Origin of the sequence: Amycolatopsis sp. NPDC001319, assembly GCF_042896185.1 — a bacterium.
GTDB lineage: Bacteria > Actinomycetota > Actinomycetes > Mycobacteriales > Pseudonocardiaceae > Amycolatopsis.
The window spans coordinates 51,888-76,002 of sequence record NZ_JBIAWY010000024.1 but is presented as its reverse complement, the minus strand read 5'-3'; the positions used below and the strand labels follow the sequence as shown (position 1 = coordinate 76,002).

The window sequence follows — 24,115 nt, the reverse complement described above, 5'->3', positions numbered from 1 at the left end:
GGCGGCATCAAGATCGACACCATCGGCGCCGTCCGCGACGCCGGAGCCACCGTCGCGGTGGCCGGGGGTGCGATCTACAACGCCGCCGACCCGGGCGCCGCGGCCAAGGAACTCAAAAAGCGCGCCACCGCCTGACCGAACCCATTCGCTGTGTGCCGGGCCCTGGCTCGGCACACAGCGGAAATGACCCGAAATCACATTTTTGGCGCCGGAATGTGCCGAGTGAGAATTATCAGGAGTGCGCGTCCATGGCAGCAAACGGATCGATCTCCCGTTCCCGTGCGATCGAATCAGCCGAAGAGCTCGTTCGGTTGACCACCAAGCGACTCCCGGAAGACTGGACCGAGCTGGACCGGCGCGCGGTCGACACCGCCCGCGTGCTGGCGGCGGACGCGGTCGAGCACTGCGGGAGCGGGCACCCCGGCACGGCCATGAGTCTCGCGCCCGTCGCCTACGCGTTGTTCCAGCGGGTCATGCGGCACGACCCGGCCGACGCGCAGTGGCTCGGCCGCGACCGGTTCGTGCTGTCGGCCGGGCATTCGAGCCTCACCCTGTACGTCCAGCTGTTCCTCTCGGGCTACGGCCTGGAGCTCGACGACCTGAAGGCCTTGCGCAAGTGGGGTTCGCTGACCCCGGGGCACCCCGAGTACGGGCACACCAAGGGCGTGGAGACCACCACCGGCCCGCTGGGCCAGGGCCTGGCCAACGCGGTCGGGATGGCCATGGCCGCCCGCCGCGAGCGTGGCCTGTTCGACCCGGACGCCGAGCCGGGCAAGAGCCCGTTCGACCACCAAGTCTACGTGATCGCCTCCGACGGCGACATCGAGGAGGGCGTCACCTCGGAGGCGTCGTCGCTGGCCGGCACGCAGCAGCTCGGCAACCTCACGGTGATCTACGACAGCAACGAGATCTCCATCGAGGACGACACCCGCATCGCGTTGTCCGAGGACACCGCCAAGCGCTACGAGTCTTACGGCTGGCACGTCCTCACGGTCCACGGCGGGGAGGACGTGGCGGGGTTCCTCGCCGCGATCGAGCAGGCCAAGGCCGAGACCGCCCGCCCGACCCTGATCGTGCTGCGCACCGTGATCGGGTACCCGGCCCCGACCAAGATGAACACCGGCAAGGCGCACGGTGCCGCGCTGGGCGCCGACGAGCTCGCCGCGGTCAAGCGCGCCGTGGGCCTGGACCCGAAGCAGAGCTTCCAGGTCGACGACGAGGTGCTGCGCCACACTCGTGAAGTGGCCGAGCGCGGGCGGGCCGACCGCGAGAAGTGGCAGCTCGAGTTCGACGCCTGGGCGAAGAGCAACCCCGAGCGCAAGGCGCTGCTCGACCGCATCGGCCGGCGCGCGTTGCCGGCCGGCTGGGCCGACGATCTGCCCACCTGGCAGCCCGACGCCAAGGGCATCGCCACCCGCAAGGCGTCGGCCGCGGTGCTGGCCAAGATCGGCGCCGTGCTGCCGGAGCTCTGGGGCGGGTCGGCCGACCTGGCCGAGAGCAACAACACCACGATCAAGGGCGCGGACTCCTTCGGCCCGGTCGAGATCTCGACCAACGCCTGGCAGGCCAACCCCTACGGCCGCACGCTGCACTTCGGCATCCGTGAGCACGCGATGGGTTCGATCCTCAACGGCATCGCGCTGCACGGCGGAACCCGCCCGTACGGCGGCACCTTCCTCATCTTCAGCGACTACATGCGCCCGGCGGTGCGCCTGGCCGCCCTGATGCGGCTGCCGGTCATCTACGTGTGGACGCACGACTCGATCGGCCTCGGTGAGGACGGTCCGACGCACCAGCCGGTCGAGCAGCTGGCCTCCCTGCGTGCCATCCCCGGGATGTCGGTGGTCCGTCCGGCCGACGCGAACGAGACCGCGTACGCGTGGAAGGCGGTGCTGGAGGACACCGCCGGCCCGGCCGGGCTGGCGCTCAGCCGCCAGGACCTGCCGACGCTGGAGGGCACCTCCGCCCAGGGGGTGGCCCGCGGCGGTTACGTCCTCGCCGACGCGTCTTCGGGGCGCCCCGAGGTGCTGCTCGTCGGCACTGGCTCCGAGGTCCAGCTGGCCGTCGCGGCCCGGGAGGTGCTCGAGGCCGAAGGGGTGCCCACGCGGGTTGTGTCGATGCCGTGCGTGGAGTGGTTCGACCGGCAGGACCGGTCGTACCGGGACAAGGTGCTGCCCCCGTCGGTGCGCGCGCGGGTGGTCGTCGAAGCGGGGACGGCGCAACCGTGGCACCGGTTCGCCGGCGACGCCGGAGAAATCGTGTCGCTGGAGCACTTCGGTGCTTCGGCCGACTTCAAGACCCTGTTCAGCCGGTTCGGCATCACCGCCGAGGCCGTGGCCGAAGCGGCCCGGCGGAGCGTGCGGGCCGCGCGGTCGTGAATTCGTTGTCCTACTTGAGTTGTGGAGGAAGATCCCGGTGACGCACTCGATTTCGACCAAGCTCGACGCCGGCCTGTTCGTGGACGCAACGCGTGCGGTCATCGGCGAGGTGGACCGCGTGAGCACGGGGGTGCAGTCCCCGTCCTGGATCCGGGCCGGCGCGTTGCTGCTCAAGGCCCCGGCCGTGTTCACGATCGGCACCGGCCGCAGCGGGCTCGCCCTGCAGATGGCCGCGATGCGGTTCATGCACCTCGGCCTGCCCACCCACGTCGTCGGTGAGGTGACCGCGCCGGCCATCGGCTCGGGCGACGTTCTCGTGGCGGCCTCGGGCTCGGGGAAGACGGCGCGCGTGGTGCGAGCCGCCCAGACCGCCCGTGACCAGGGCGCGGACGTGATCGCGCTGACCACGGCGCCGGAGTCGCCGCTGGCCGAGACCGCGACCGAGGTGCTCATCATCCCGGCCGCGGACAAGCAGGATTTCGACGGGAACGCCTCCGTGCAGTACGCCGGCAGCCTGTTCGAACAGTCCGTGCTGCTCACCACCGACGCACTGTTCCACACGTTGTGGAAGACCACCGGCAGCCAGGCCCGCGAACTCTGGCGGCTGCACGCGAATCTCGAGTGACCGGCGCCGCGATCTCACCGTCCTGATGCTTCAGCCGAAAAGAGGAGTCCCCGATGCAGGGTCAGAGTGAGGTCGAAGCGCGGGCCTGCGTTGACATCCACACGTTGGAGGGGGCGGCGCTGGCCGCCACGTCCCGCGCCGCGGTGGCCAGCTACGCCTGGGTGGGCCGGCACGACCAGAAAGGCGCCGACGCGGCCGCGACCACGGCCATGCGCGCGGCGCTGGCCGACGCACCCGGGCGCGGGACCGTCGTCATCGGGGAGGGCGAGAAGGACGACGCCCCCATGTTGTTCAACGGTGAGGTCGTGGGTAACGGTCACGGCCCGGATTTCGACATCGCCGTCGATCCGCTCGAGGGAACGTCGTTCTGCGCGAAGGACCTGCCCGGCGCGCTGGCCACGATCGCGTTCGGCGAACGGGGAACGCTGTGGTCGCCCGGGCCGGGGTTCTACATGGACAAGATCGTGGTGCCCGCCGCGGCGAAGGACGTCATCGATCTCGACGACCCCGCCGAGGTCACCTTGGCCAACGTCGCCAAGGCGCTCGGCAAGCAGGTCAGCGAGCTGCGCGTGGTCATCATGGACAAGCCGCGGCACAAGGACCTGATCGCCCGGGTGGTGCGGGCCGGCGCGGCCGTGCAGACGCCGGCGGGCGGCGACGTCGGGGGAAGCCTGGCGGTGCTCCTGCCGACGCTCGACGTCGACCTGCTCATCGGTGTCGGCGGCACGCCCGAAGGAGTGCTGACCGCCGCGGCCGTCCGGGCACTGGGCGGCGGGATGCTGGGGCGGCTGGCGCCGCAACGCACCGAGGAAGCCGACGCCATCCGTGCGGCGGGCATGTCCCTCGACCGCGTTTACGAGTGCTCCGAGCTCGTGGCCGGCGACGCGTTTTTCGTGGCCACCGGCGTGAACGGCGGGCCGCTGGTCGGGCGTCCGCGCAAGGGTGCCGGGACGACCGTCACGGAATCGCTCGTGATTTCCCGCGGCCAGGTTCGGCACGTGACACACACGACCTTCGAATGACCCCGTTTCGCGACAAGATCAAGGAGATACGGTGACGTTGCACTTGGACGACCTCGGCGTGCGCCGCCTCGGCGAGTGCCGTTACGACTCGCCGTTCTCCGAGATGCTCTCCACCAAGCAGACCTCCCCGCACTACGTCGCGGAAGGCGACCGGGTCCTGCTCGAGGACACCGTGTCCATGCTCGCCGAGCACAGCCTCCCGCCCGGCGAGGTGCCGAGTTTCGAAGCCGCCGGGCCGCGGCGGAAGATCTACTTCGACCCCGCACGCGTGACCGCCGGAGTCGTCACCTGTGGCGGGTTGTGCCCCGGGCTCAACAACGTCATCCGCGGTCTCGTGCAGGAACTCGCGGTGCACTACAAGGTCAAGCGGATCCTGGGGTTCCGCAACGGTCTGCAGGGCCTGACGGAACAACACCGCTACGACACCATCGAACTGACGCCCGAGCGCGTTCGCGACATCCACAACGCCGGCGGCACCATCCTGGGCAGCTCACGCGGCGGCCAGGACGCCGACGAAATGGTCGACAGCCTCGTCCTGCGCGGCGTCGACATCATGTTCGTCATCGGCGGCGACGGCGGGATGCGCGCGGCGACCTTCCTCGGCAAGGCGATCCGGGCGCGCGGTCTGGACATCGCCGTCATCGGCGTGCCGAAGACGATCGACAACGACCTGCCCTTCACCGACCAGTCGTTCGGGTTCCAGAGCGCGTTCGCTCGCGCTACCGACTTCATCTCCGCGGTGTCCGTCGAAGCCGCCGCCAGCCCCAACGGCGTCGGCATCGTGAAGCTGATGGGCCGGCACTCGGGGTTCATCGCCAGCTACGCCGCGCTGTCCGCCAACTCCGCGGACATCGTGTTGATCCCCGAGGTCCCCTTCGCCCTCGAGGGTGAAGACGGCTTGCTGGCCCACGTCGAGCAGCGCGTGAGAGCCAAGGGTTACGTCGTCATCGTCCTCGCCGAGGGCGCGGGCCAGGACCTCCTCGAACAACACGGCCTGCCCCAGCTCAACGGCACCGACGCCTCCGGGAACGTCAAACTCGGCAACATCGGGGAACTGCTCAAACAGCGCATCACCGCCCACCTCCAATCGGTCGGCCTGCCCCCCACGATGCGCTACATCGACCCGAGCTACGCGGTCCGCAGCATCGCCGCCAACGCCTACGACGCCGTCTACTGCCTGCGCCTCGCCCACGCCGCGGTCCACGCCGCCATGGCCGGCCACACCGAAGCCGCCGTCGCCCGCTGGCGACGCCGCTTCGTCCACGTCCCCCTGTCCCTCATGACCAGCCGCCGCAACCAAGTCGACCCCGACGGCGACCTGTGGATGTCGGTTCTGGAGACCACCTGCCAACCGGCGGAGTTCGGTTCGGCGCCGGATCGGGTACGGGTGCGTTCGGGGTTCTGCTGACGTTCCGGAACCGGGGTGCGGCAAGGGGAACGAGCGCTGAAACCTCAGCCTTGCACGGAGCCCGACGCCGACCACGTCGGGGAGTCGACCGCGGAGTATTCCTCGCCCTGGCCGTCGAGGCGGCGCATGCGGCGGGAGGCGCGGTCGGTGAGGACGGTGGGGTCCAGGGGAGGCACGAAGGCGTTGTCCACCACCGTGTATTCGGCGGCGAGGCGGCCGATGGGGGCGATGGCGCCGAAGTCGATGCGGCCGTTGAGGTACAGGTCGTCGCGGACGTAGAAGTTGACGACTTCGCCCCAGACGACGTGGTGGAGGCCGTCGGGGGCGGAGAAGATCTGGTCCACTTTGCACTCCAGCGCGACGGGTGCGTCCTTGATGCGTGGGGGTTTCACGAGGGCCGAGGCGACCTTCTCGACGCCCACCGCGTCGAACTCGTCGACGTCGGGATCGAACTCCTTGGCGCTGCGGTGGAGGGCGAAGGCCTGGGGCAGCGTGGCCATGTTGGTGACGAACTCGCCGGTGTCGCGGATGTTGACGAAGCTGTCCTTGAGGGTGGCGCCGTCGGATTTCGGTTGCATGGACAGGGAAACCTTGGGTGGTTTGCGGCCGATGCAGGTGAAGAACGACACGGGCGCCAGGTTGCCGACGCCGGACGTCGACTCCGTGCTGATCCACGCGATGGGCCGCGGGATGACGCTGCCGATGAGGAGCTTGTACGCGGACTTCGCGTCCAGGCCGGCGGATTCGATGTTCATTCAGTCCCCCAACAGCGCGACGGCGCCGTACCAGACCGGGCCCGGGTTGAGGCGGTCCGGGTGCAGGCGCAGGATTTCGTCGTAGAACTCGCGGGCGGTCGGCCGCGTGTCGAGCAGGCGGATGACGTCGTGCAGGTAGGCGCGCGTCCGGTCGATGGTGAGCGGGTCGTCGGGCAGGGCCTCGTTCTTGTGGCCCGCGACGACGGCGCGCGGCTCCAGCGCGGCGATCCGGTCCAGCGCGCGGAGCCATTCCTGCAGGCCGCCGTCTCCGCCTTCGAGGATGTACTGGTGGATTCCGTTGTAGACGGTGTCGCCGGCGACGACGAGGCCGAGGTCCGGCACGTGCAGCACCGAGGTGGCGTCGGTGTCGGTGTGGCCGACGTCCACGGCGCGGACGACGTGGCCCTCCAGCAGAAAGCCGTCTTCGGGAATCGGGTGCGCCAGCACGGGTGACGGCGGGATGTGGCCGGGGAAGTCGAGGTCCCACATCTGCGCGCGGCCGTCGGTGGCCTGCTTGTGCATCACGTCGATGGTGCCGGGCGTCGCGTAGACCTGGGCGCCGGGGAACCGCTTGAGCAGCTCGGCGGTGCCGAACCAGTGGTCGCCGTGGCCGTGGGTGGCGAAGACGTGGGTCAGGCGCTTGCCGCTGCGGGCGACCCAGTCGGCGACCTCGCGGATCTGGAAGTCGAGGAACGGCGGATCCACGAGCACGGCGTCCTCGGCCCCGGTGATGAGCGTCGTGGAGACCGGCGAGGAGATGATCGGCTCGCCCGTCGGCAGCGTCTGGCCGCGTTCGCGTCTCGCGCCGGCGGTGACCAGGACGTCGTAGGACAGGGTGGTCATGGGGTTCGCCTCTCGACATATCCGTAGCTCAGTTAGCTCTGTCTAAACACAGTATGCATCCAGGTGAACACGACGGAAGGACGGAGTGACCGAGGTAACTGCCGACAGATATGACAGTGGTCAGCGAACTACAGCTCTGTCTTCGACCTCACGAGGTAACCCGCTTGACTACGTCGGCCACGGGCTGATCTGTCCACAAGGGACAATCAGTGTCGCGTGACCTCCGCCAGCTCGAACTCCATCAATCCGAGTGAGACGAACGGCAGCTGGGCCAGCTTGGCTTCCGCGTCTTCGCGTGAGGCGGCTTCGACGACGTTCACCACGCCCGGGCCGGGCTGCAGGAAGAAGACTTCCTGGATGAAGCCCTCGGCGCGCAGGCGGTCGAACACGCGGACCTCTTCGGGCATGTGGGCGGCGGTGTCTTCGGGACGGAGGATCCGGCCCGTCGCGAGGAAGTGCATGGGTTTCTCCTGGTCAGTGGTCGGACTTGCGCGCGCGGTGGTTCGCGACGTTGGCGCGGTTGCCGCACAGCTCGTACGAGTGCCAGCGGCGCGTGCGGCTGCGGGTGGTGTCGTAGAAGACCTTGGTGCACTCGTGGTTGGCGCAGATGTGCAGGCGGGACCAGGTGCCGTTCGCCACGAGTTCGGCGACGTGCAGCGTGATGCCGCCGACGACCGTGTCGCCGGTGATCTGGTGGGGGACGACCTTGCCGGGTGTTGAGAAGTCCTGCGTGAAGGCGGCGCCGGACGTGCGTTCGGTGAACGTCATCCAGGCGGCCGGGTCTTCGGTGGTCAGGAGCGTCATCAAGTTGCCCCGCAGGCCGCGGACGAGGTCCAGACGCTGGGGCGGGATCGCGCCGGCGTCCTGGCCGAAGGGGGCCAGCAGGGTGTGGGCGAGGGCGGGGTCGTCGAGTTTGTCGGTGTGGATGGCGTAAGCGCGGGAGTTGAGCAGGTCCACGACCGCGGCCGCGGTGGCCGGGACGCTCGCCTCCGAGGCGGCAGTGGTGGTCATGGCGCCAGCGTACGTGAAAGGGTCTTTTCTGAAAAGACCTTTACAGGTTCGCTGGAAAGCTGCTAGAACGGTAATCGTCAAAGTTCCGAAGACGATTACGGAACACCTTCACTGCAAGGGGAACTCCCATGAGTGAGCTCATCCTCACCGGCGTCGGCGAGGCCAACATCCGCATCGAGCGCGACGCCGATCTGACGCTCGGCGACGGCGACGTGCTGGTGACCCTCGAGGCCGCGCCCGTGAACCCGGCCGACTTCCTGCTCGCCAACGGCTGGTACGGCGTGCAGCCGCGGATCCCGAGCGTGCTCGGTTCGGAGGGCGTCGGCCGCGTGGTCAGCGTCGGCCCGAACGCGGACGCGGCGCTGGCCGGCAAGCGCGTGGTCATCCTGCCGACGTACGAGCAGGGCACCTGGGCCGACCAGGCCGTGGTGCCGGCGCGCAACGTGGTTGTCGTCCCCGACGACGCCGACGCGCGGCAGCTCGCGATGCTCGCCATCAACCCGGCGACGGCGTACCTGCTGCTCGGCCGCTACGTCGACCTCAAGCCGGGCGACTGGATCGGGCAGAACCTCGGCAACTCGGCCGTCGGGCAGGCCGTGATCGCGCTGGCCAAGCGAGCCGGCGTGAAGACGCTCAGCGTCGTGCGGCGCGAGGACGCCGCCCAGCAGTTGCGGGACCTCGGCGGCGACGTCGTGCTGGTCGACGGCGACGACCTCGGCGAGCGCATCGCCGGCGCGTTGGACGGTGGGCAGCTGAAGCTCGTGCTCGACGGCGCGGCCGACGCCACCGTCGGTGCACTGGCCGCGGCGCTCGAGTCCGGCGGCACGGTCGCCGCGTACTCGTCCGCGACGGGCACGGCGGCCCAGCTGCCGCTCGGCGACCTGATCTACCGCGAGCTGAACCTGCGCGGCTTCTGGCTGATCAACTGGATTCGCAGCTCGCCGCGGGAAGAGATCCAGCGCGTGTACAGCGAGCTGGCCGACCTCGTCGCGAAGGGTGTGCTGAGCGCGAACGTCGAGGCGACGTACCAGATCGAGGACTACCAGGCCGCGTTCGACCACGCCCGCAAGCCCGGCCGGGCGGGCAAGGTGCTGTTCACGTTCTGAGAGTGGTGCTTCGGATGTCGGGATCTCCTTGACATCCAGCAAGACGACCGGTCATATTTAATCCCGGTGCGGGCGCGGCCGACCTCCAGCGGCGGCGCCCGCGCCCACCCTTCACGGAGAAGAAATGCCTACCTACCAGGCGTTCCAAGTCACCGGGACGCGCCAGTTCGAGCTGGTCGAGCGCGCTCTCGTCGAGCCGTTGCCGGGCCAGGTCCGGATCCGCGTCGAAGCGTGCGGCATCTGCCATTCCGACGTCGCGGCCGTCGAGGGGATGCGCGAAGACCCCTCGACGCCGATCGTGCCGGGCCACGAGGTCGTCGGCGTGATCGACGCGGTCGGGGCCGGGGTGCACGCGTGGCATGTCGGTGACCGCGTCGGCGTCGGGTTCCTCGGCGGCCACTGCGGCGAATGCGAGCGGTGCCGCCGCGGCGACTTCATCAACTGCACCGACCAGCCCTACACCGGGACCACAGTGGACGGTGGCTACTCCGAATACGCGTACGTGCGTGCCAGCGGCCTGGTGCGCGTGCCCGAAGGGATGGACGCGATCACCGCCGCGCCGCTGCTGTGCGCCGGACTGACCACGCTCACCGCGCTGCGCTTGGCGGGCGGGCGCCCGGGGGCTTTGGTTGCGGTGCAAGGGATCGGCGGTCTGGGGCACCTCGCGGTGCAGCAGGCCAAACACCTCGGCTTCCGCGTCGCCGCCATCGCGCGCGGCACGGACAAGGCCGAGCTCGCGGCCGAACTGGGCGCCGACGTCTACCTCGACAGCACAGCCGAAGACCCCGGCACGGCCCTGCAGAAGCTGGGCGGCGCGGAAACGATCGTCGCGACGGCGGTCAGTGGCGCGTCGATGTCTCCGCTGGTCACGGGCCTCGCGCCGCAGGGCCGTCTGATGGTGGTCGGCGCCGCACCCGACCCGATGTCCGTGCAGACCATGGACCTGATCTTCGGCACCCGCACGATTGCCGGCAGCCTCACCGGCAGCGCGATCGACAACGAGGACAACCTCGCCTTCAGCCTCGCGCAGGGCATCCGGCCCTACACGGAGGTCCGCCCGTGGGCCGACGCGCCGAAGGCGTACGACCACATGATGACGGGCCACGCCCGGTTTCGGGTCGTGCTCGACCACGCTGCTTGACCGGCTGGTCGGGAAACCGCGGGGACGCCTGAGGTTCCCGACCAGCGGAACGCGCCGACGGAGTGACCGCACGGGCATGGCGTCGGCGAGTCCCCGACCGTGCCGGCTCAGCGGCCGGCCGGGGCATTCCGCGGACGGCCGGAATTTCCGGTCGGGGGAGTGACCTGCGTGGGTGTGGTGTCGGGGAGCGCCAGACCGCGTTGCACAGCCCGCAGGCCGGAGAACCACGGGGACGCCTGGGGTTTCCCGGCCGGCGGCGTTTCAAGCCGTTGCGCGAGGCGCATCGGTGGTGGCCGTGACGTTGCCGCGGAGTGCCGTGGGCCGAGGTGCCCGCCTGCGGTGGTGCGCCAGAGGCTTCGCCGCTCGGGAGGTGCGGCCGACCCTCGACCATCACCGGCCCGCGAGCCCGGTTTCTCCGGCGGACTGCGACGAATCGCCGACTCACACCCCCGTTCGCACGAACTCGTGGCCCGACATGTCCTCCAGGGTCACCGCGGCGACTTCGGACGCGGGCATGCTGGCGGAGCCGTACAGCTCGGCCCCTTGACCCGTGGCCGACGCCGAGAACTGCCAGCCGCCCGTGAGCTGGCGGGTGCCGTCCTTGCCGAGGACGACCAGGCGGCACTGGGTGCCGTCCGGAAGGCCGCGGACGTGGGCTTCCACGCGGACCCAGCCACGCACCGGGGTGACGGCGGCGGAGAGGTGCGTGGGGCCGGCGGAACCGGTGAGCATCAGCGGGTCGGGCCGTGGTGCGACGGCCAGGTCCGGGTCGGGGGCGGCGGCCGGGAGCAGGGGCGGCGCGGTGCCGGCGTGGCCGATCAGCGCGCCGAGGCCGAGCGCGGCGGCCGCCACGGCCACGGCGGCCGTGGCGGCCAGCGTTCTGCCGCGCCGGCGCGCGCCCGACGCTTCGGCGCGCACCTGCCGCAACGTGCGTTGCAGCAGGAGGTCCGCGTCGTCGGGTGGGCCGTCGAGGAGCAGTTCGGGCGGGATCGCCTCGAGGAACTCCTGCATCTCGCGCACTGATTCCACCTCCTTCCGGCAGTGCTCGCAGGTCAGCGCATGGGCAGGGTCGAGAGGGTCGTGGTTCACGCGGCACCCACCGGCTGCGGGCCGCCGAACGATTCGCGCAGCAGGCGCAGGGCGCGGTGCGAGCGGGACTTCACCGTGCCCGCCGGGATGCCCAGCTGCGCCGCCGCCTCGGGCACCGTGTGGCCGCGCAGGTACACCTGCTCCAGCACCTCGCGGTGTTCGGGCGACAGGCCCTCGAGCGCCTCGCGCACCACGATCGAGTCGACCACCGCCGACGAGTGGTCGCGCGCGACCGGCACGGTCGTCGGCGATTCGGCGACCTCCGTCGGCCGGGCCGCGCGCGCCCGGACCTTGTCGACGACGAGGTTGCGCACCACCGTGAGCAGCCACGCCCGCACGGAACCCTTGCCGTTGACCAGGCTGTCCGGGTTGCGCCACGCGCGGACCAGCGCCTCCTGCACCACGTCCTCCGCGGCCGCGCGGTCGCCGAGCAGCCGTGTGGCGTAGGCGAGCATCGCCTTGCCGTGTTCGGCGAACAACGTCCGCACGAGTGCCTCGTCGGCCACCTGCCGGCGGGCTCGCATCCCGGTCATCCGTCACCACCCTCTCGTCCGTTGCTCTGAAAACGGACGCCGACCTGGGGGCGGTTCACCGATCGCGAAGATTTCTACCCGTCGTCCGGCGAGCGCACCGGCTTCACGTCCACCACGGGGGTGCCGTCGACCGCTTCGAGCTGCGACACGAGCACCCGCAACCCGTCGACCTCGATGATCTCCACACGGTGCAGTCCGATCGGATTCGGCCGCGCGGGCGAGCGCGTGCTGAACACCCCGGCCATCGCGCGCGTCGGATCGCTGCGCGGGCGCACCGACAGCACCGAGCGGTCGGCCAGGTGCAGCCAGGTGAACACCAGCACCTGCTGACCGGCCTTCAGATCACGCAGGCCTTCGCCGACAGACGGAGAAAACACGAGCCACGCCGAAGGCGCGCCCTCATCGGGTTGTTTCGGCGCCCCGTCGAGGTCCTTCAGCGAGGATTCGACGTGGGCGATCGGCCGGAGCTCGAAGTGGGTCATGCCTCGGAAGCTACCGCCGCCGCCCGACAACAACCGGCCCCCAAGGCGAAATGGACCAAGGTTGTCCACAACACCGGAACGGCTGTGGACAACCTTGGGAACCCGGTGGTGACGGGGGATGAGCGCGCCACCGCCGGGGGGTCGAAACGGTCAGACGGCCGCCGGCTCGGCGGGGATTTCCTCGATCTGCTCAGGCGCCGGCCGCGTTTCCTCCACCGGACGACGCGCGGTGCGGTTCAGCAGCAGCCGCGTCACATCGGGGCGCGAGTAGTGCCCGACCGGGTCCGCGGCCGCCTTCGCCAGCGGGATCGCCGAAAGATCGATGTCCGCGTACAGAATTCCTTCCTCGTCCTCCGCCAGCGGCTCGGCGAGCGGGCTGCCGTCCGGGCCGAAGATGCGCGCGAACCCGCCGCCGCGCTGCAGCAGCTGCTCCTTCATCGGGGTGTCGCAGAACAGCTCCATCCCGGCGTCACCCACGAGCGCGCACGGAGCGATCACGAAACACTGGCCCTCCACCGCGTACATGCGCGAGGCCGACGTGTTCACCTCCGGCCCGAGCGCGTACGCCGCTCCCTTGTAGACGGAGAAGCTCGGCCACGAAGCCACGTGCACCTGCTCGTCCATGCCGTACATCGCGTACTTCGTGAGCGGCTGCAGGTGCTCCCAGCAGCACAGCGCGCCGACGCGGCCGATGCCGGCGACGTCGTGCACCCCCAGGTCGGAGCCGTCGCCCTCGCCGTACACGGTGCGCTCCACGTGCGTCGGCTTCAGCTTGCGACGTGCGCCCACGAGCTCACCTTCGGCGGAGATCGTGGCCTGCCCCATGTACAGGCTGCCGCCCGACTGCTCGGAAAAGCCCATCACCACGTTGATCCCGTGCTGCTTCGCGCCGTCGAGCAGGCGCTGGAAGCGCGGGCTGTCGAGGCTGACGGAGTTCTCGTGGTACCGGCCGACGAACTGCATGCCCCACGCGGGCGAGTCGAGCCACAACCACCACGGGTACCCCGGGACGAAGGTCTCCGGGAAGGTGATCAGGCCGGCGCCGTTGCGCGCGGCCTCGGCCATGAGTGCGATCGACTTGTCGATGGTCGCGTCGGCGTCCAGCCACACCGGCTCCGCCTGCACGGCCGCTGCCTTGAAAGAGCCCGAGTAGGTGATCACGCGCTGTCCTTCCCTTGGTTGGGCTGTTCGGCCGAAGGTAGGAGCACCCGAACCCAGTGGCTTGCCTCACAGTGCACCGGGGGTTGACGCAGAGCGCACGGCTGGTGTGTCGCGCCCGGATCGGCGCATACTTGCTGCTCAGGTGGTGGTGCGATGAGCATGGTGCTGACAACCGACACGCAGCCGGAGGCCGAACGCGTGGCCTTCTGGCACGAGGTCGTGTGCCGTTCGTTCGTGCCGCTGACCGTCGCCACGCCTGACGCCGAAGCGTTTTCCGGCTCCGTCGCCAACGACCGGCTCGGCCGCCTCCAGCTCTCCACCGTGCACGCCGCCGCGCAGCGCGTCCGCCGCACTCCGCGGCTCGTGGCCGAGGCCGGCGACGAGTTCGTGCTCCTCGGGTTGCAGACGCTCGGCCCCGGCGTGGTCACGCAGGACGGCCGCCGCGCCGTGATCCGCCCCGGCGACCTGGTCTTCTACGACGCCGCGCGCCCGTACGAGCTGTGGTTCCCCGGCGAGTTCGAGATGAAGGTCTTCATGGTGCCGCGCCGCTTCCTCGGCGTCGCCGACGCGGACCTGCACCGCGTCACGGCCACCACGCTCCGGCCCGACGCCGGCGTGCCCGCGCTCGCCTCGCCGTTCCTGGCGCGCCTCACCGCGGCCGAAGGCGCCGCGGGCGAACGGCTGGCCGCGTCGGCGTTGAACCTGCTCGAATCGCTGGTCCTCGACGGCACCGAGACGCCCGAGCCGACGCTGCTGCTGCGGATCCGCACGTTCATCGCCGACCACCTCGGCGAGCGCGACCTGTCGCCGGCGACGATCGCGGCCGCGCACCGGATTTCCGTGCGCTACCTGCACAAGCTCTTCTCGGCCGAAGGCGTGTCCGTCGTGCGCTGGATCCAGCAGCAGCGGCTGGCCGAATCGCGCCGCGACCTGGGCCGGACCAGCGCGACAGTCGCGGCGATCGCCCACCGCTGGGGCTTCTCCGACGCAGCGCACTTCAGCCGTTCGTTCAAGGCGGCCTACGGGGTTTCGCCACGGGAGTGGCGGATCGCTTCCGCTCCCGGCCCGGGCGGCGCAGACTGAGCCGATGGCGCTCGGGCGCTTCGCGGTGCGGGTCGACGGGGTGGTGCAGGGCGTGGGGTTCCGGCCCTTCGTCCACGGGCTCGCGCGGCGGCTCGGGCTCGCCGGCTTCGTCGGCAACGACAGCCGCGGGGTGTTCATCGAGGTCGAGGGCGCTTCGGTCGACCTGACCGCCTTCGTCGTCGCGCTGCGGGCCGAGGCGCCGCCGCTGGCTGTGGTCGACGACGTGCGCGTGACCCGCGTGCCCGCCAAGGGGGAGCCGGGCTTCGAGATCGTCGCCAGCCCGGCCGGCGGTGAGGCGGCGACGCTGGTGTCCGCGGACAGCGCGACCTGCGCGGACTGCCTGGCCGAGCTGCGGGATCCGGGGGACCGGCGGTACCGGTACCCGTTCGTCAACTGCACCAACTGCGGCCCGCGGTTCACGATCGTGCGCGGGGTGCCCTACGACCGGCCGTTGACGACCATGGCCGGGTTCGCGTTGTGCGCGGAATGCAAGCAGGAGTACGAAGATCCGGGTGACCGGCGGTTCCACGCGCAGCCCGTGTGCTGCCCGGTTTGCGGGCCACAGCTCGTGTTCTCGGGTGGCGGAGAGCCGATCGAGTCCACTGTGGACGCGCTCCAAGCGGGTGCCGTGGTCGCGGTGAAGGGGCTCGGCGGCTACCACCTCGCCGTGGTCGCGGCCGACGAGACGGCCGTGGCCGCGCTGCGCGGCAGGAAACACCGCGAGGACAAGCCGTTCGCCGTGATGGTCCCCGATCTCGCGGCGGCGCGGGAGATCGCGGAAGTCGGCGACGTCGCCGCGGCCGTGCTGACCGGGCACCGGCGGCCGATCGTGCTGCTCCCCCGCGTCGCGAACGGCCCGCTCGCGCCCTCGGTGGCGCCCGGCAACCGGCGGATCGGGGTGATGCTGCCGTACACGCCGCTGCACCACCTGCTGCTCGGCGACCTCGGCCGGCCGATCGTGCTGACCAGCGCGAACGTGTCCGACGAACCCATCGTCTACCGCGACGAAGACGCCTTCGCGCGGCTGTCCGGGATCGCCGACGCGTTCCTCACGCACGACCGGGCCATCCACACCCGGACCGACGACTCCGTCGTGCGGGTGTGGCGCGACCGCGTGCAGCTGCAACGCCGTTCGCGTGGTTACGTGCCCGAGCCCGTGCCGCTGCGCTCACGGCTCACCGAGCACATCCTCGGCTGCGGCGCGGAGCTGAAGAACACGTTCTGCCTGGCCAAGGACACCCACGCGTTCCTCTCCCACCACATCGGTGACCTCGACAACTACGAGACGTTCAAGGCTTACGAGACCGGCATCGCGCACTTCCGCGAGCTGTTCGACGTCTCACCGACGGTCGTCGCCCACGACCTGCACCCCGAGTACCTGTCCACGAAACACGCGCTGGACCTGGAGCACGTCGAGCTCGTCGGTGTGCAGCACCACCACGCCCACATCGCCTCCTGCCTCGCCGACAACGGCGAAGCCGGCCCTGTCCTCGGCGTCGCCTTCGACGGCACCGGCTACGGCACCGACGGCACCCTCTGGGGCGGGGAGTTCCTGAAGGCCGACCTCACCGGGTTCGACCGCCTGGCCCACCTCGCGCCCATCCGGCTGCCCGGCGGCACCACGGCCATCCGCCAGCCGTGGCGCATGGCCGCGGCTTACCTCGACGCGGCCGGCGTGACGACCAAGGCCCTGCGAGACCGCCACGAAGACCAGTGGGACGACGTCCTCCACCTCGCCCGCACCGGCCTGGCCTCCCCGCTCACGTCCAGCGCCGGCCGGCTGTTCGACGCCGTCGCCGCGGTGCTCGGCGTCCGTGACGAGATCAACTACGAGGGCCAAGCCGCCGTCGAGCTGGAGCAACTCGCCGACCCGGCAGAACGCGCCGCCTACCGTTGCGGGCAGACCCCGACGCAACTGTCCGGTGTGGACCTGCTCCGCGCGGTCGTCGAGGACCTCGACCACGGCACCCCACGCGCGGTCGTCGCCGCCCGCTTCCACAACGGCGTCGCCGAAGCCATCACCGAAACCTGCACTCGCCTGCGCGACACCACCGGACTCGGGACGGTCGCCCTGTCCGGCGGCGTCTTCCAGAACCTCCTGCTCCTGGAACGAACCGTGGAGTCCTTGGTGCGCACCGGTTTCCGCGTCCTCACCCACTCCCGCGTGCCGACCAACGACGGCGGCATCAGCCTCGGTCAGGTCGCTGTCGCAGCCAGCCGTACCACTCGTCCAGGCCGTCACCGCGGGTCGCGCTGATCTCCACCACCCGCGCGTCCGGGTTGACGTGCCGCAGGTCGTCCAGGAACTCCGGCACCGAGAACGCGACGTACGGCAGCAGGTCGATCTTGTTGAGCAGCACCAGATCCGTCGACGCGAACATGTGCGGGTACTTCAGCGGTTTCCCCGGCCCCTCCGTCACGGACATGATCACCACCCGCGCGGCCTCGCCGAGGTCGAACAACGCGGGGCACACGAGGTTCCCGACGTTCTCCACGAACAGCACCGAACCCCGCGCCGGCGCCAGCGTGTCGAGCGCGCGCGACAGCATCGTCGCGTCGAGGTGGCAGCCGGCGCCGGTGTTGATCTGCACGACCGGCGCGCCCGAAGCCTTGATGCGGTCGGCGTCCAGCAGCGTCTCCTGATCACCTTCGACCACCGCGAGCGGCACCGACGTGCCCAACGCGTGAACGGTCTGTTCCAGCAACGTCGTCTTGCCCGCCCCCGGTGAGCTCATCAGGTTGACCGCGAAGACCCCCAGCTCGGCGAGCCGGGACCGGTTGTGCCCGGCCAGGTGATCGTTCTTGGCCAGCACGTCCTGCTCCAGCAGCACCGTGTGAGAACCCTCCGCGTGCGAATGACCATCGGCGTGGGAATGGACCGCCGCGTCATCCGAACAACCACACGTCGCACACACCTCAAACCACCTCCACGGACTTGATGCGCAGCTGCCGCCCCGCCAGCACCTCGACGTTCGCGCTGCCGCACGCGCACAGCAGGATCGGGTCGTCGATCCCGAACTCCGCCCCGCAGTCCCGGCACGCGGCCCGCCCGGGCGGCTCGTCGATCTCCAGTTCCGCACCCTGCAACGACGTCCCCGCGCACACCACGTCGAAGCAGAACCGCACGCTGTCCGGCACCACGCCGGACAGCCGCCCGATCTCCAGCCGCACGCTGCGCACCTCCGCGTCGCCGAGCCGCGAGACGATCGCGTCCACGACGCTCTGCGTGATCGACATCTCGTGCACTAGCAGATCCTCGGCAGCGGGTCGCCCACCAGCATGTCCACGATCCGCGTGCCGCCGAACGCGGTGTTCAGCAGCACCAGGCCCGGCGGGTCGTCGGCCACGCGGCCGATCACCGCCGCCTCCGCGCCGAGCGGGTGCGATCGCAGTGCCGCCAACGCGTCGTCGACCTGCGCGCCGTCGACGAACACCACGATCCGGCCCTCGCACGCCACGTACAGCGGATCGATGCCGAGCAGCTCCGACGCGCCGCGCACCTCGTCGCGCACCGGCACCGCGTTCTCGTCGACGATCACCGAAACCTGCGCGCCGGCCGCGACCTCGTTGAGGATCGTCGCCACGCCGCCGCGGGTCGCGTCGCGCATCGCGCGCACGCCGGGCACGGCGGCCAGCAGCCCCGCCACGAGGCCGTGGACGGGCGCGGTGTCGGACTCGATGTCGGCGTCGATGTCCAGCTCGCCGCGCGCCAGCATGATCGTGACGCCGTGGTCGCCGATCGGCCCGGACACCAGCACCGCGTCGCCCGGCCGGACCGAGGAAACCCCCAGCCCCGAACGGATCGAGACGCCGATGCCGGCGGTGTTGATGTACACGCCGTCGCCCTTGCCGCGCTGCACGACCTTCGTGTCCCCGGTGACGATCTGCACGTCGGCCGCGAGGGCTGCCGCCTTCATCGAGTCGACGATCTTCAGCAGGTCCTCGACGGGGAAGCCTTCCTCGAGGATGAACCCGGCCGTGAGGTAGAGCGGCCGCGAACCGGACACGGCGAGGTCGTTGACCGTGCCGTTCACGGCCAGGTCACCGATGTCGCCGCCGGGGAAGAACAGCGGCGACACCACGAACGAGTCCGTGGTCAGCGTCAGCTGCGCGCCGCCGATGGCGAGCGCGGCCGAATCCTCCATCGGCTCCAGCAGCGGGTTGCGGAACGCGTCGAGGAACACCGCCTCGATCAGCGTGTGCGTCGCCTTGCCGCCCGAGCCGTGGGACAGCGTGATGCGCTCCTCGCGCACCTTCGCGCGCCGCCGCCGGGCACGTTCGATGCGGTCGAGCACCTGCTGCTCGCGTTCCGTGGTGGTCATGCGTGGCTCGCCTCCCGCACGCGTTTGCGGCTGAACCGGCCGAAGTTGTAGTACGCCGCACACGCGCCTTCGGGCGAGACCATGCAGGTGCCGATCGGCGTCTCCGGCGTGCACGCCGTGCCGAACACCTTGCACTCCCACGGCTTCAGCACGCCCTTGAGCACCTCACCGCACTGGCACGCCTTGGGATCCGCCACGCGCACGCCCGGCACGTCGAAGAGGCGCTCGGCGTCGAACGCCGCGTACTTCTCGCGCACGCGCATCGCCGAGTGCGAGATGAACCCGAGGCCGCGCCACTCGAAGTACGGCCGCAGCTCCATCACCTCGTTGATCACCTTGAGCGCCACGAGGTTGCCGTCCCACGGCACCACGCGCGCGTACTGGTTCTCCACCTCGGCCCGGCCTTCGGACAGCTGCACCATCAACAGGTAGATCGACTGCAGGATGTCGAGCGGCTCGAACCCGGCCACCACCACGGGCTTGCCGTAGTCGCGCGAGATGAACTCGTACGGCCGGCAGCCGATCACCGTCGACACGTGGCCCGGGCCGAGGAACCCGTCGAGCCGCAGGTCGGGTGAGTCGAGAATGGCCTTGATGGCGGGCACGATCGTCACGTGGTTGGCGAAGATCGAGAAGTTCGGGATGCCTTCGTCGGCCGCGCGCAGCAGCGTCATCGCGGTCGACGGCGTGGTCGTCTCGAACCCGATGGCCATGAAGACCACCTGCAGGTCGGGGTTCTGCCGGGCGATCTTCAGCGAGTCGAGCGGCGAGTACACCATGCGGATGTTGGTGCCCTCGGCGTTGGAGTCGAAGAAGTTCCCGCCCGAACCCGGCACGCGCATCATGTCGCCGAACGACGTCATCAGCACCCCGGGCCGGCGCGCGATGCTGATCGCGTCGTCGATGCGGCCCATCGGGATCACGCACACCGGGCAGCCCGGGCCGTGCACGAGCTCGACGCTCTCGGGCAGGTAGTCCTCGAGGCCGTGCTTGTAGATCGTGTGCGTGTGGCCCCCGCACACCTCCATGAACTTGTAGTGCCTGCCGGGCTCGCACAGCGCGGTGATCTTCGCGGACAGCGCCCGCGCCTTCTCCGCGTCCCGGAACTCGTCGACGAACCGCATGGTTCCTCCTGGTCGATCAGTCGATCCGAGATTCGAGGAGGGCGGCCATCTCGTCCTCGTACGCCTTCCCGATGCTCTCCAGGAACTCCAGCGCCGCGGCGGCCTCCGCCTCGTCTATTTTGGACAGTGCGAACCCGACGTGGATGAGGATCCACTCACCGGGTGCGGGTGGGTCGTCGGCGAGCAGGCCGATGTTGATGGCCCGCTTCACCCCGCACACCGAGACTTTCGCGAGGTCCGGACGTTCCTCGCTGATCTCGATGATCTCGCCCGGGATGCCGAGGCACACGGCTATTTCCGGCTCATGTCGACATAACGCTGCACGTCCGGCTTCACCAGCCGGGCGACCCACGCCACCACACCGATGAGCACGATCAGCAGCAGCAACCGCTTGAACATGGTCAGACCTCCGTCTTGAGGGTGTCTTCCGGGAGACGCGGGGTGGTGCCCCACGCCAGTTCCTTCACCGCACGCACGGCCGCGGGCACGGCGGCCGCGACCTCCTTGCTGAGCCCGATCCCGGACTCGACCGACTTCGGCTCGCAGCCCACGATCAGCACCCGCCCCGCGTCGCCGCCGAGCAGGCGCAACAGGCGGAACACGGCCTCGGGCTGCATGCCGTGGGCGTCGATCACGGGCGCCGCCGCCATCGCGTCGACGTCGGCCTCGATCAGCGACAACGTGCCCGGCTCGACCCCGTGCGGCGTGGCGTCGAGCAGGATCGTGGTGTCGTAGCCGCCGAGCAGGTCGTAGGCCAGGTGCAGGCCGGAGACGCCGTAGTCGGCGATCTGCACCCACTCCGGCAGCTCTTCGTGTTCGAGCTGCTTGAGCACTTCGACGCCGAAGCCGTCGTCGCCGAGGAAGATGTTGCCGATCCCCGCCACCATCACCTGCGGTCTCATGTCGGCTCCAGCTCGTCGGGGGAGAAGTAACGGAAGCGGCCGTGGGCGTTCTGCAGGTCGGCGCCCGGGTCGTCGTCGAGGGTCACGGCCACGTGGGTGGTTCCGTCCACATCGGACAGCACCGCGCGCACGGTGGCGACGCGGCCGGTGAGGAACATGTCCTGCGCGTCGGCGCCCCGCAGGTTCGGGTGCAGCCGCACGCGCGAGCCCGCGGCGACACGGGTGCCGGCGACCACGACGCCGTCGGTCTCCGGGGACACGGAGGCGTCGGCTCCCGGGTCCCACCAGGGCACCTCGGGGTTCGCCGGCAGATCGGTCTGTTCCCCGGTCACCGAACGCAGGTACCGGACGGTGCCGTGCAGCCGGTCGAGCAGCTCCTGCGGCAGGTCGTCCACGCGGTCCACCAGTGCCGCCGCCCGGGGATCCGTGGCGCGGGCCTCGCGCTTCTCGTCGTCGGTGAGCGCCATCGTGCGCAGCGTGAGGATCTCGTCGATCTCGGTGCCGTCGAACAGCTCACCAGGGCTTTCGGGCGCGATCGACGGGTCGTCGTACAGGATGATGGGGGACGCCAGCATCACCCCGCTTCGTGACGACCCGCCGATCAGCACCGGCCACACGCGCTCGTTCACACACGCCTCGACGGCCGGCTTCGCCCACTCGGGCGGGTCGAGCATCGAGAGGAAGTGACCGGAGTCCACCGCCAGGATCACGTGCGCGGCGAGCAGCGCCCTGCGCAGCGCCGATTCGCGGACGCCGTCCGACGGCCACGTACTCGTGTTGCGCAGGTCCAGTCGCAGCCGCGTGCCGCCGAAGGGGCCGTCGAGCGCGTCGAGGCGAGCCGTGAGCACGCCGGTCAGCTCGCCGGAGCGGCGCACGAGCGTGCAGTGGTCGCCGACGCACTCGCGCGTTTCGGCCGGTGGAACCGAGAATGGCAGCTCCACCGGCTGCGCGAGCAGCTCGGCCACGGGGACCACGAAGTTCAGCTCGTGCTCCACGGCTTCGTCCCACGTCGTGTAGTCCTTGCCGGCCACGGTCACGGAGTCGACGAACCCGTGGCCGTCGTGCACCAGGCGTTCCTGGGCCTGCAGGAACCGCAGCGTCAGGTGCACCGAAGTGTGCTTGCGGGGCTCCAGCAGGCACTCCGTGCGTGACGTCGCGTACTCGCCGCGCTCCTCCGACGCATACGTTGGCGGCATCAGCACGCCCCACTGCCAGCGCACCCGGTTCTTCCGCGCCGACGCACGGTAGGGGTAGAGCAGGTAACCCTCGTACAGCACGGCGTCGCCGACGGCGCGGGCCTGGTCGAACACGCTGGTCACAGGTCATCACCCACGTTCGCCAGCAGGTGCTCCATCGCCGCGTCCCACGTCGGGATGGCGTGGCGCGACTTGTACCGCAGCAGCGCGTCCACGGTCTCGCGGTGCAGCTTCAGCCACGCGACGTTGGGGAAGTACTGGTTCATCAGCTCCTCCCACGCGGCGATCGGCATACGGCACTCGGCTTCGGTGTGCCACGGCACGGGCTCGACCCAGAACCCCGGGCCGCCCTTCGCGAACACCGTGCCGCTGAAGAGCAGCACGAGCGGGACCACGCCGTCGGCGAGCGCGTGGAAGTACTTGCCGGCGGCCACTTCCAGGTCGTACGTGCAGGGCACCTCGAGCTGGAACTCCGTGGTGCGCGTGAAGCTCGGCACCATCACCGCCACGGTCGCGAACTGGAACGGCTTCAGCGTCTCGCCCCAGCGCGAAGGGTCGCCGAACAGGTTCGTGAGCAGCTCCGCCTCCCCGCTGCTGTAGCGGCGCCGCTGCGGTTCGATCCGCAGCTGCACCCGCAGCACCAGCGCGTGGATCGGCTGGGCGGTGAGCTCGGTGATCTTCATGCTGAACGCGAGCGTCGGCGACGCCGCGTACTTCACCGGGCGCACGTCCAGGCAGTCGAAGGTCAGCTCAGCCATCCGCGGCGACCTCTCCGCGGGCGCGAAGGTCGGCGAAGAACCGGTCGATGGCTTCGTGCGCTTCGGAGCCGCCGTCGAAGCCGCGCCAGTGCAGGCGGACGAGGCCGACGAGTTCGTAACACACGTCGATCGGCACGAGGAACGCCTCGAAGCCGACGTCGTGCTTGTTGACCAGCACCGCTTCGACGTCGGGGGCCACGGTGGCGAACTCGGGCTGCTCCTGCAGCAGCTCCGTCCACGTGTCCAGCGGCAGCAGCGACTCCGTCGCGCCGGCGGGGCTCGGGTAGAACGCGACCGCGCGCTCCTGCACCGAGTTGTAGAACAGGAACGCCATCCGCACGGGGATCCCGGCCGTCTCCCACAGCGTCGCGCCGGCCGGGAACCGTGCGGTGTGCCGGTAGCGCGTCGGCACCGCGCGGTGCCGTTGGCCGCCGGCCCCGGTGTGCGTGAACAGCAGGTAGCAGCCCCGGCAGGTGCACATGATGGTGCGAGATTCCAGGTCGATCACGTGCCCGTGGCCGACGCCGACCGGCTCCGTGCACAGCTCACACCGTTCCCCGGGCGCCGGGCGCTCGGCGGGCGTCAGGAACTTGCGCAGACCGCCCGTCATGCCTGCTCCACGGGGACGGGGCACTCGATCGCTTCCAGCGGCAGCAGCGGACGTCCGCCCGGGCCGGTCTGCTCGGGCACCACCCCGGCCACGATGACGTCGGTCAGCTCCGGCGCGGCCTCGCGCACCACGCGTTCGATGGCCAGCTTCGCCGTGACGGTCGAGGACGGGCAGCCGTCGCACGTGCCCTGCAGCTGCAGCCGCAGCACGCCTTCGGCGTCGATGCCGACGATGTCGACGTCTCCGGAGTGCGAACCCAGGTACGGCCGCACCTCGTCGAGCGCCTCGGTTACGCGGTCCAAAGTGGACTTCGGGTGCAGGTCGTGGAGCACCAGCAGCCCGCGCACGTGGTCGTCGCCGGCGAGGCGCTCCAGCAGCACCTCGCCGGCGACGTCCTCTCGCAGGACGGACACGATCGTCGTCAGGCCGGCGCCGTAGAACTCGAGCAGCGTGTGGACGAGGTCCTCAGCCCTGTCCGCCACGGTGCTGCCCGCCTCCGCCGCGAGCTCACCGAGGAGCTGCTCGATTCGTTCGCCTACCTGGCCGATGTCGCGTTCCGTCATGGT

26 protein-coding genes are annotated in these 24,115 nt (G+C 70.3%); 8 read left to right on the top strand and 18 right to left on the bottom strand.

Translation table 11 applies throughout. The features are described 5' to 3' along the window. The first annotated feature begins 248 nt into the window (after nucleotides 1-248). The 4 genes from tkt to ACFY1H_RS47925 are packed head-to-tail and all read left to right on the top strand — an operon-like array spanning nucleotide 249 to nucleotide 5,433. Nucleotides 249-2,378, top strand: coding sequence for a transketolase (gene tkt, locus ACFY1H_RS47940; protein ID WP_386956580.1), 2,130 nt, complete (start codon nucleotides 249-251; stop codon nucleotides 2,376-2,378). Between the two features lie 37 nt (nucleotides 2,379-2,415). Next, nucleotides 2,416-3,003 (top strand): 6-phospho-3-hexuloisomerase, encoded by a 588-nt coding sequence (gene hxlB / locus ACFY1H_RS47935; RefSeq protein ID WP_366577382.1) that lies wholly within the window; start codon nucleotides 2,416-2,418, stop codon nucleotides 3,001-3,003. 53 nt (nucleotides 3,004-3,056) lie between these two features. Then, entirely contained in the window at nucleotides 3,057-4,025 is a 969-nt protein-coding gene (glpX, locus tag ACFY1H_RS47930; RefSeq protein ID WP_366577384.1) for a class II fructose-bisphosphatase, read from the top strand. A 31-nt stretch (nucleotides 4,026-4,056) separates the two neighbouring features. Then, on the top strand, nucleotides 4,057-5,433 hold the full coding sequence (locus ACFY1H_RS47925) for an ATP-dependent 6-phosphofructokinase (protein WP_366577385.1): 1,377 nt from the start codon (nucleotides 4,057-4,059) through the stop codon (nucleotides 5,431-5,433). A 44-nt stretch (nucleotides 5,434-5,477) separates the two neighbouring features. On the opposite strand, the gene ACFY1H_RS47920 is transcribed toward ACFY1H_RS47925, so the two are convergent. The 4 genes from ACFY1H_RS47920 to ACFY1H_RS47905 all read right to left on the bottom strand — a co-directional run bounded on the left by ACFY1H_RS47920 (nucleotide 5,478) and on the right by ACFY1H_RS47905 (nucleotide 8,042). Continuing rightward, complete coding sequence (locus ACFY1H_RS47920) at nucleotides 5,478-6,188, bottom strand: flavin reductase family protein (RefSeq protein ID WP_386956578.1); 711 nt, start codon at nucleotides 6,186-6,188, stop codon at nucleotides 5,478-5,480. Further along, entirely contained in the window at nucleotides 6,189-7,031 is an 843-nt protein-coding gene (locus ACFY1H_RS47915; protein ID WP_366577389.1) for an MBL fold metallo-hydrolase, read from the bottom strand. A gap of 206 nt (nucleotides 7,032-7,237) precedes the next feature. Then, nucleotides 7,238-7,492 (bottom strand): hypothetical protein, encoded by a 255-nt coding sequence (locus ACFY1H_RS47910; RefSeq protein WP_366577391.1) that lies wholly within the window; start codon nucleotides 7,490-7,492, stop codon nucleotides 7,238-7,240. 13 nt (nucleotides 7,493-7,505) lie between these two features. Continuing rightward, on the bottom strand, nucleotides 7,506-8,042 hold the full coding sequence (locus ACFY1H_RS47905) for a CGNR zinc finger domain-containing protein (RefSeq protein WP_386956577.1): 537 nt from the start codon (nucleotides 8,040-8,042) through the stop codon (nucleotides 7,506-7,508). Between the two features lie 128 nt (nucleotides 8,043-8,170). Here ACFY1H_RS47905 and ACFY1H_RS47900 point away from each other — a divergent pair, with 128 nt between their 5' ends. Both ACFY1H_RS47900 and ACFY1H_RS47895 read left to right on the top strand, forming a co-directional pair. Next, on the top strand, nucleotides 8,171-9,148 hold the full coding sequence (locus ACFY1H_RS47900) for a zinc-dependent alcohol dehydrogenase family protein (protein WP_386956576.1): 978 nt from the start codon (nucleotides 8,171-8,173) through the stop codon (nucleotides 9,146-9,148). Nucleotides 9,149-9,272: 124 nt separating this feature from the next. Next, nucleotides 9,273-10,289, top strand: a complete 1,017-nt coding sequence (locus ACFY1H_RS47895) for an alcohol dehydrogenase catalytic domain-containing protein (RefSeq protein ID WP_386956575.1) — start codon at nucleotides 9,273-9,275, stop codon at nucleotides 10,287-10,289. Nucleotides 10,290-10,730: 441 nt separating this feature from the next. Here the strand turns inward: ACFY1H_RS47895 and ACFY1H_RS47890 are convergent, their stop codons facing one another. From ACFY1H_RS47890 to ACFY1H_RS47875, 4 genes are all read right to left on the bottom strand, one after another. Continuing rightward, entirely contained in the window at nucleotides 10,731-11,309 is a 579-nt protein-coding gene (locus ACFY1H_RS47890; protein ID WP_386956574.1) for a hypothetical protein, read from the bottom strand. Nucleotides 11,310-11,374: 65 nt separating this feature from the next. Beyond that, entirely contained in the window at nucleotides 11,375-11,911 is a 537-nt protein-coding gene (locus ACFY1H_RS47885; protein WP_386956573.1) for a sigma-70 family RNA polymerase sigma factor, read from the bottom strand. A gap of 74 nt (nucleotides 11,912-11,985) precedes the next feature. Beyond that, nucleotides 11,986-12,393 (bottom strand): tRNA (N6-threonylcarbamoyladenosine(37)-N6)-methyltransferase TrmO, encoded by a 408-nt coding sequence (gene tsaA, locus ACFY1H_RS47880; protein ID WP_386956572.1) that lies wholly within the window; start codon nucleotides 12,391-12,393, stop codon nucleotides 11,986-11,988. A gap of 150 nt (nucleotides 12,394-12,543) precedes the next feature. Next, entirely contained in the window at nucleotides 12,544-13,554 is a 1,011-nt protein-coding gene (locus ACFY1H_RS47875) for a carbon-nitrogen hydrolase family protein (RefSeq protein ID WP_386956571.1), read from the bottom strand. 153 nt (nucleotides 13,555-13,707) lie between these two features. Here ACFY1H_RS47875 and ACFY1H_RS47870 point away from each other — a divergent pair, with 153 nt between their 5' ends. Both ACFY1H_RS47870 and hypF read left to right on the top strand, forming a co-directional pair. Further along, nucleotides 13,708-14,637, top strand: coding sequence for a helix-turn-helix domain-containing protein (locus ACFY1H_RS47870; RefSeq protein ID WP_386956570.1), 930 nt, complete (start codon nucleotides 13,708-13,710; stop codon nucleotides 14,635-14,637). Nucleotides 14,638-14,641: 4 nt separating this feature from the next. After that, nucleotides 14,642-16,894 (top strand): carbamoyltransferase HypF, encoded by a 2,253-nt coding sequence (hypF, locus tag ACFY1H_RS47865; RefSeq protein WP_386956569.1) that lies wholly within the window; start codon nucleotides 14,642-14,644, stop codon nucleotides 16,892-16,894. Here the strand turns inward: hypF and hypB are convergent. From hypB to ACFY1H_RS47815, 10 genes are all read right to left on the bottom strand, one after another. Beyond that, nucleotides 16,824-17,552, bottom strand: coding sequence for a hydrogenase nickel incorporation protein HypB (gene hypB, locus ACFY1H_RS47860; RefSeq protein ID WP_386956568.1), 729 nt, complete (start codon nucleotides 17,550-17,552; stop codon nucleotides 16,824-16,826). The genes hypF and hypB overlap by 71 nt on opposite strands. A 1-nt stretch (nucleotide 17,553) precedes the next feature. Then, nucleotides 17,554-17,883, bottom strand: coding sequence for a hydrogenase maturation nickel metallochaperone HypA (locus ACFY1H_RS47855; RefSeq protein WP_285971027.1), 330 nt, complete (start codon nucleotides 17,881-17,883; stop codon nucleotides 17,554-17,556). Beyond that, nucleotides 17,883-18,959 (bottom strand): hydrogenase expression/formation protein HypE, encoded by a 1,077-nt coding sequence (gene hypE / locus ACFY1H_RS47850; protein ID WP_366577414.1) that lies wholly within the window; start codon nucleotides 18,957-18,959, stop codon nucleotides 17,883-17,885. The genes ACFY1H_RS47855 and hypE overlap by 1 nt, the downstream gene beginning before the upstream one ends. Beyond that, nucleotides 18,956-20,083, bottom strand: coding sequence for a hydrogenase formation protein HypD (gene hypD / locus ACFY1H_RS47845; RefSeq protein ID WP_366577416.1), 1,128 nt, complete (start codon nucleotides 20,081-20,083; stop codon nucleotides 18,956-18,958). Before hypD ends, hypE begins: the two co-directional genes overlap by 4 nt. A 16-nt stretch (nucleotides 20,084-20,099) precedes the next feature. Continuing rightward, entirely contained in the window at nucleotides 20,100-20,372 is a 273-nt protein-coding gene (locus ACFY1H_RS47840; RefSeq protein ID WP_366577418.1) for a HypC/HybG/HupF family hydrogenase formation chaperone, read from the bottom strand. A 112-nt stretch (nucleotides 20,373-20,484) separates the two neighbouring features. Further along, nucleotides 20,485-20,985: a hydrogenase maturation protease gene (locus tag ACFY1H_RS47835; protein WP_366577420.1), complete on the bottom strand. Its 501-nt coding sequence runs from the start codon at nucleotides 20,983-20,985 to the stop codon at nucleotides 20,485-20,487. Beyond that, a complete protein-coding gene (locus ACFY1H_RS47830) occupies nucleotides 20,982-22,304 on the bottom strand; it encodes a hypothetical protein (protein ID WP_366577422.1) in 1,323 nt (440 codons plus the stop codon). Before ACFY1H_RS47830 ends, ACFY1H_RS47835 begins: the two co-directional genes overlap by 4 nt. Next, nucleotides 22,301-22,939, bottom strand: coding sequence for a DUF6084 family protein (locus ACFY1H_RS47825; RefSeq protein WP_366577424.1), 639 nt, complete (start codon nucleotides 22,937-22,939; stop codon nucleotides 22,301-22,303). The genes ACFY1H_RS47830 and ACFY1H_RS47825 overlap by 4 nt, the downstream gene beginning before the upstream one ends. After that, a complete protein-coding gene (locus tag ACFY1H_RS47820) occupies nucleotides 22,932-23,549 on the bottom strand; it encodes a DUF5947 family protein (RefSeq protein ID WP_366577426.1) in 618 nt (205 codons plus the stop codon). The genes ACFY1H_RS47825 and ACFY1H_RS47820 overlap by 8 nt, the downstream gene beginning before the upstream one ends. After that, a complete protein-coding gene (locus tag ACFY1H_RS47815) occupies nucleotides 23,546-24,112 on the bottom strand; it encodes a NifU family protein (RefSeq protein WP_366577428.1) in 567 nt (188 codons plus the stop codon). The genes ACFY1H_RS47820 and ACFY1H_RS47815 overlap by 4 nt, the downstream gene beginning before the upstream one ends. Between the last annotated feature and the right edge of the window lie 3 nt (nucleotides 24,113-24,115).

Coding starts and splice junctions, on each gene's coding strand:
- tkt (WP_386956580.1), top strand. CDS start 249: ATGGCAGCAAACGGATCGATCTCCCGTTCCCGTGCGATCGAATCAGCC.
- glpX (WP_366577384.1), top strand. CDS start 3,057: ATGCAGGGTCAGAGTGAGGTCGAAGCGCGGGCCTGCGTTGACATCCAC.
- ACFY1H_RS47920 (WP_386956578.1), bottom strand. CDS start 6,188: ATGAACATCGAATCCGCCGGCCTGGACGCGAAGTCCGCGTACAAGCTC.
- ACFY1H_RS47915 (WP_366577389.1), bottom strand. CDS start 7,031: ATGACCACCCTGTCCTACGACGTCCTGGTCACCGCCGGCGCGAGACGC.
- ACFY1H_RS47910 (WP_366577391.1), bottom strand. CDS start 7,492: ATGCACTTCCTCGCGACGGGCCGGATCCTCCGTCCCGAAGACACCGCC.
- ACFY1H_RS47905 (WP_386956577.1), bottom strand. CDS start 8,042: ATGACCACCACTGCCGCCTCGGAGGCGAGCGTCCCGGCCACCGCGGCC.
- ACFY1H_RS47900 (WP_386956576.1), top strand. CDS start 8,171: ATGAGTGAGCTCATCCTCACCGGCGTCGGCGAGGCCAACATCCGCATC.
- ACFY1H_RS47895 (WP_386956575.1), top strand. CDS start 9,273: ATGCCTACCTACCAGGCGTTCCAAGTCACCGGGACGCGCCAGTTCGAG.
- ACFY1H_RS47885 (WP_386956573.1), bottom strand. CDS start 11,911: ATGACCGGGATGCGAGCCCGCCGGCAGGTGGCCGACGAGGCACTCGTG.
- tsaA (WP_386956572.1), bottom strand. CDS start 12,393: ATGACCCACTTCGAGCTCCGGCCGATCGCCCACGTCGAATCCTCGCTG.
- ACFY1H_RS47870 (WP_386956570.1), top strand. CDS start 13,708: ATGAGCATGGTGCTGACAACCGACACGCAGCCGGAGGCCGAACGCGTG.
- hypF (WP_386956569.1), top strand. CDS start 14,642: ATGGCGCTCGGGCGCTTCGCGGTGCGGGTCGACGGGGTGGTGCAGGGC.
- hypE (WP_366577414.1), bottom strand. CDS start 18,959: ATGACCACCACGGAACGCGAGCAGCAGGTGCTCGACCGCATCGAACGT.
- hypD (WP_366577416.1), bottom strand. CDS start 20,083: ATGCGGTTCGTCGACGAGTTCCGGGACGCGGAGAAGGCGCGGGCGCTG.
- ACFY1H_RS47835 (WP_366577420.1), bottom strand. CDS start 20,985: ATGAGACCGCAGGTGATGGTGGCGGGGATCGGCAACATCTTCCTCGGC.
- ACFY1H_RS47825 (WP_366577424.1), bottom strand. CDS start 22,939: ATGGCTGAGCTGACCTTCGACTGCCTGGACGTGCGCCCGGTGAAGTAC.
- ACFY1H_RS47820 (WP_366577426.1), bottom strand. CDS start 23,549: ATGACGGGCGGTCTGCGCAAGTTCCTGACGCCCGCCGAGCGCCCGGCG.
- ACFY1H_RS47815 (WP_366577428.1), bottom strand. CDS start 24,112: ATGACGGAACGCGACATCGGCCAGGTAGGCGAACGAATCGAGCAGCTC.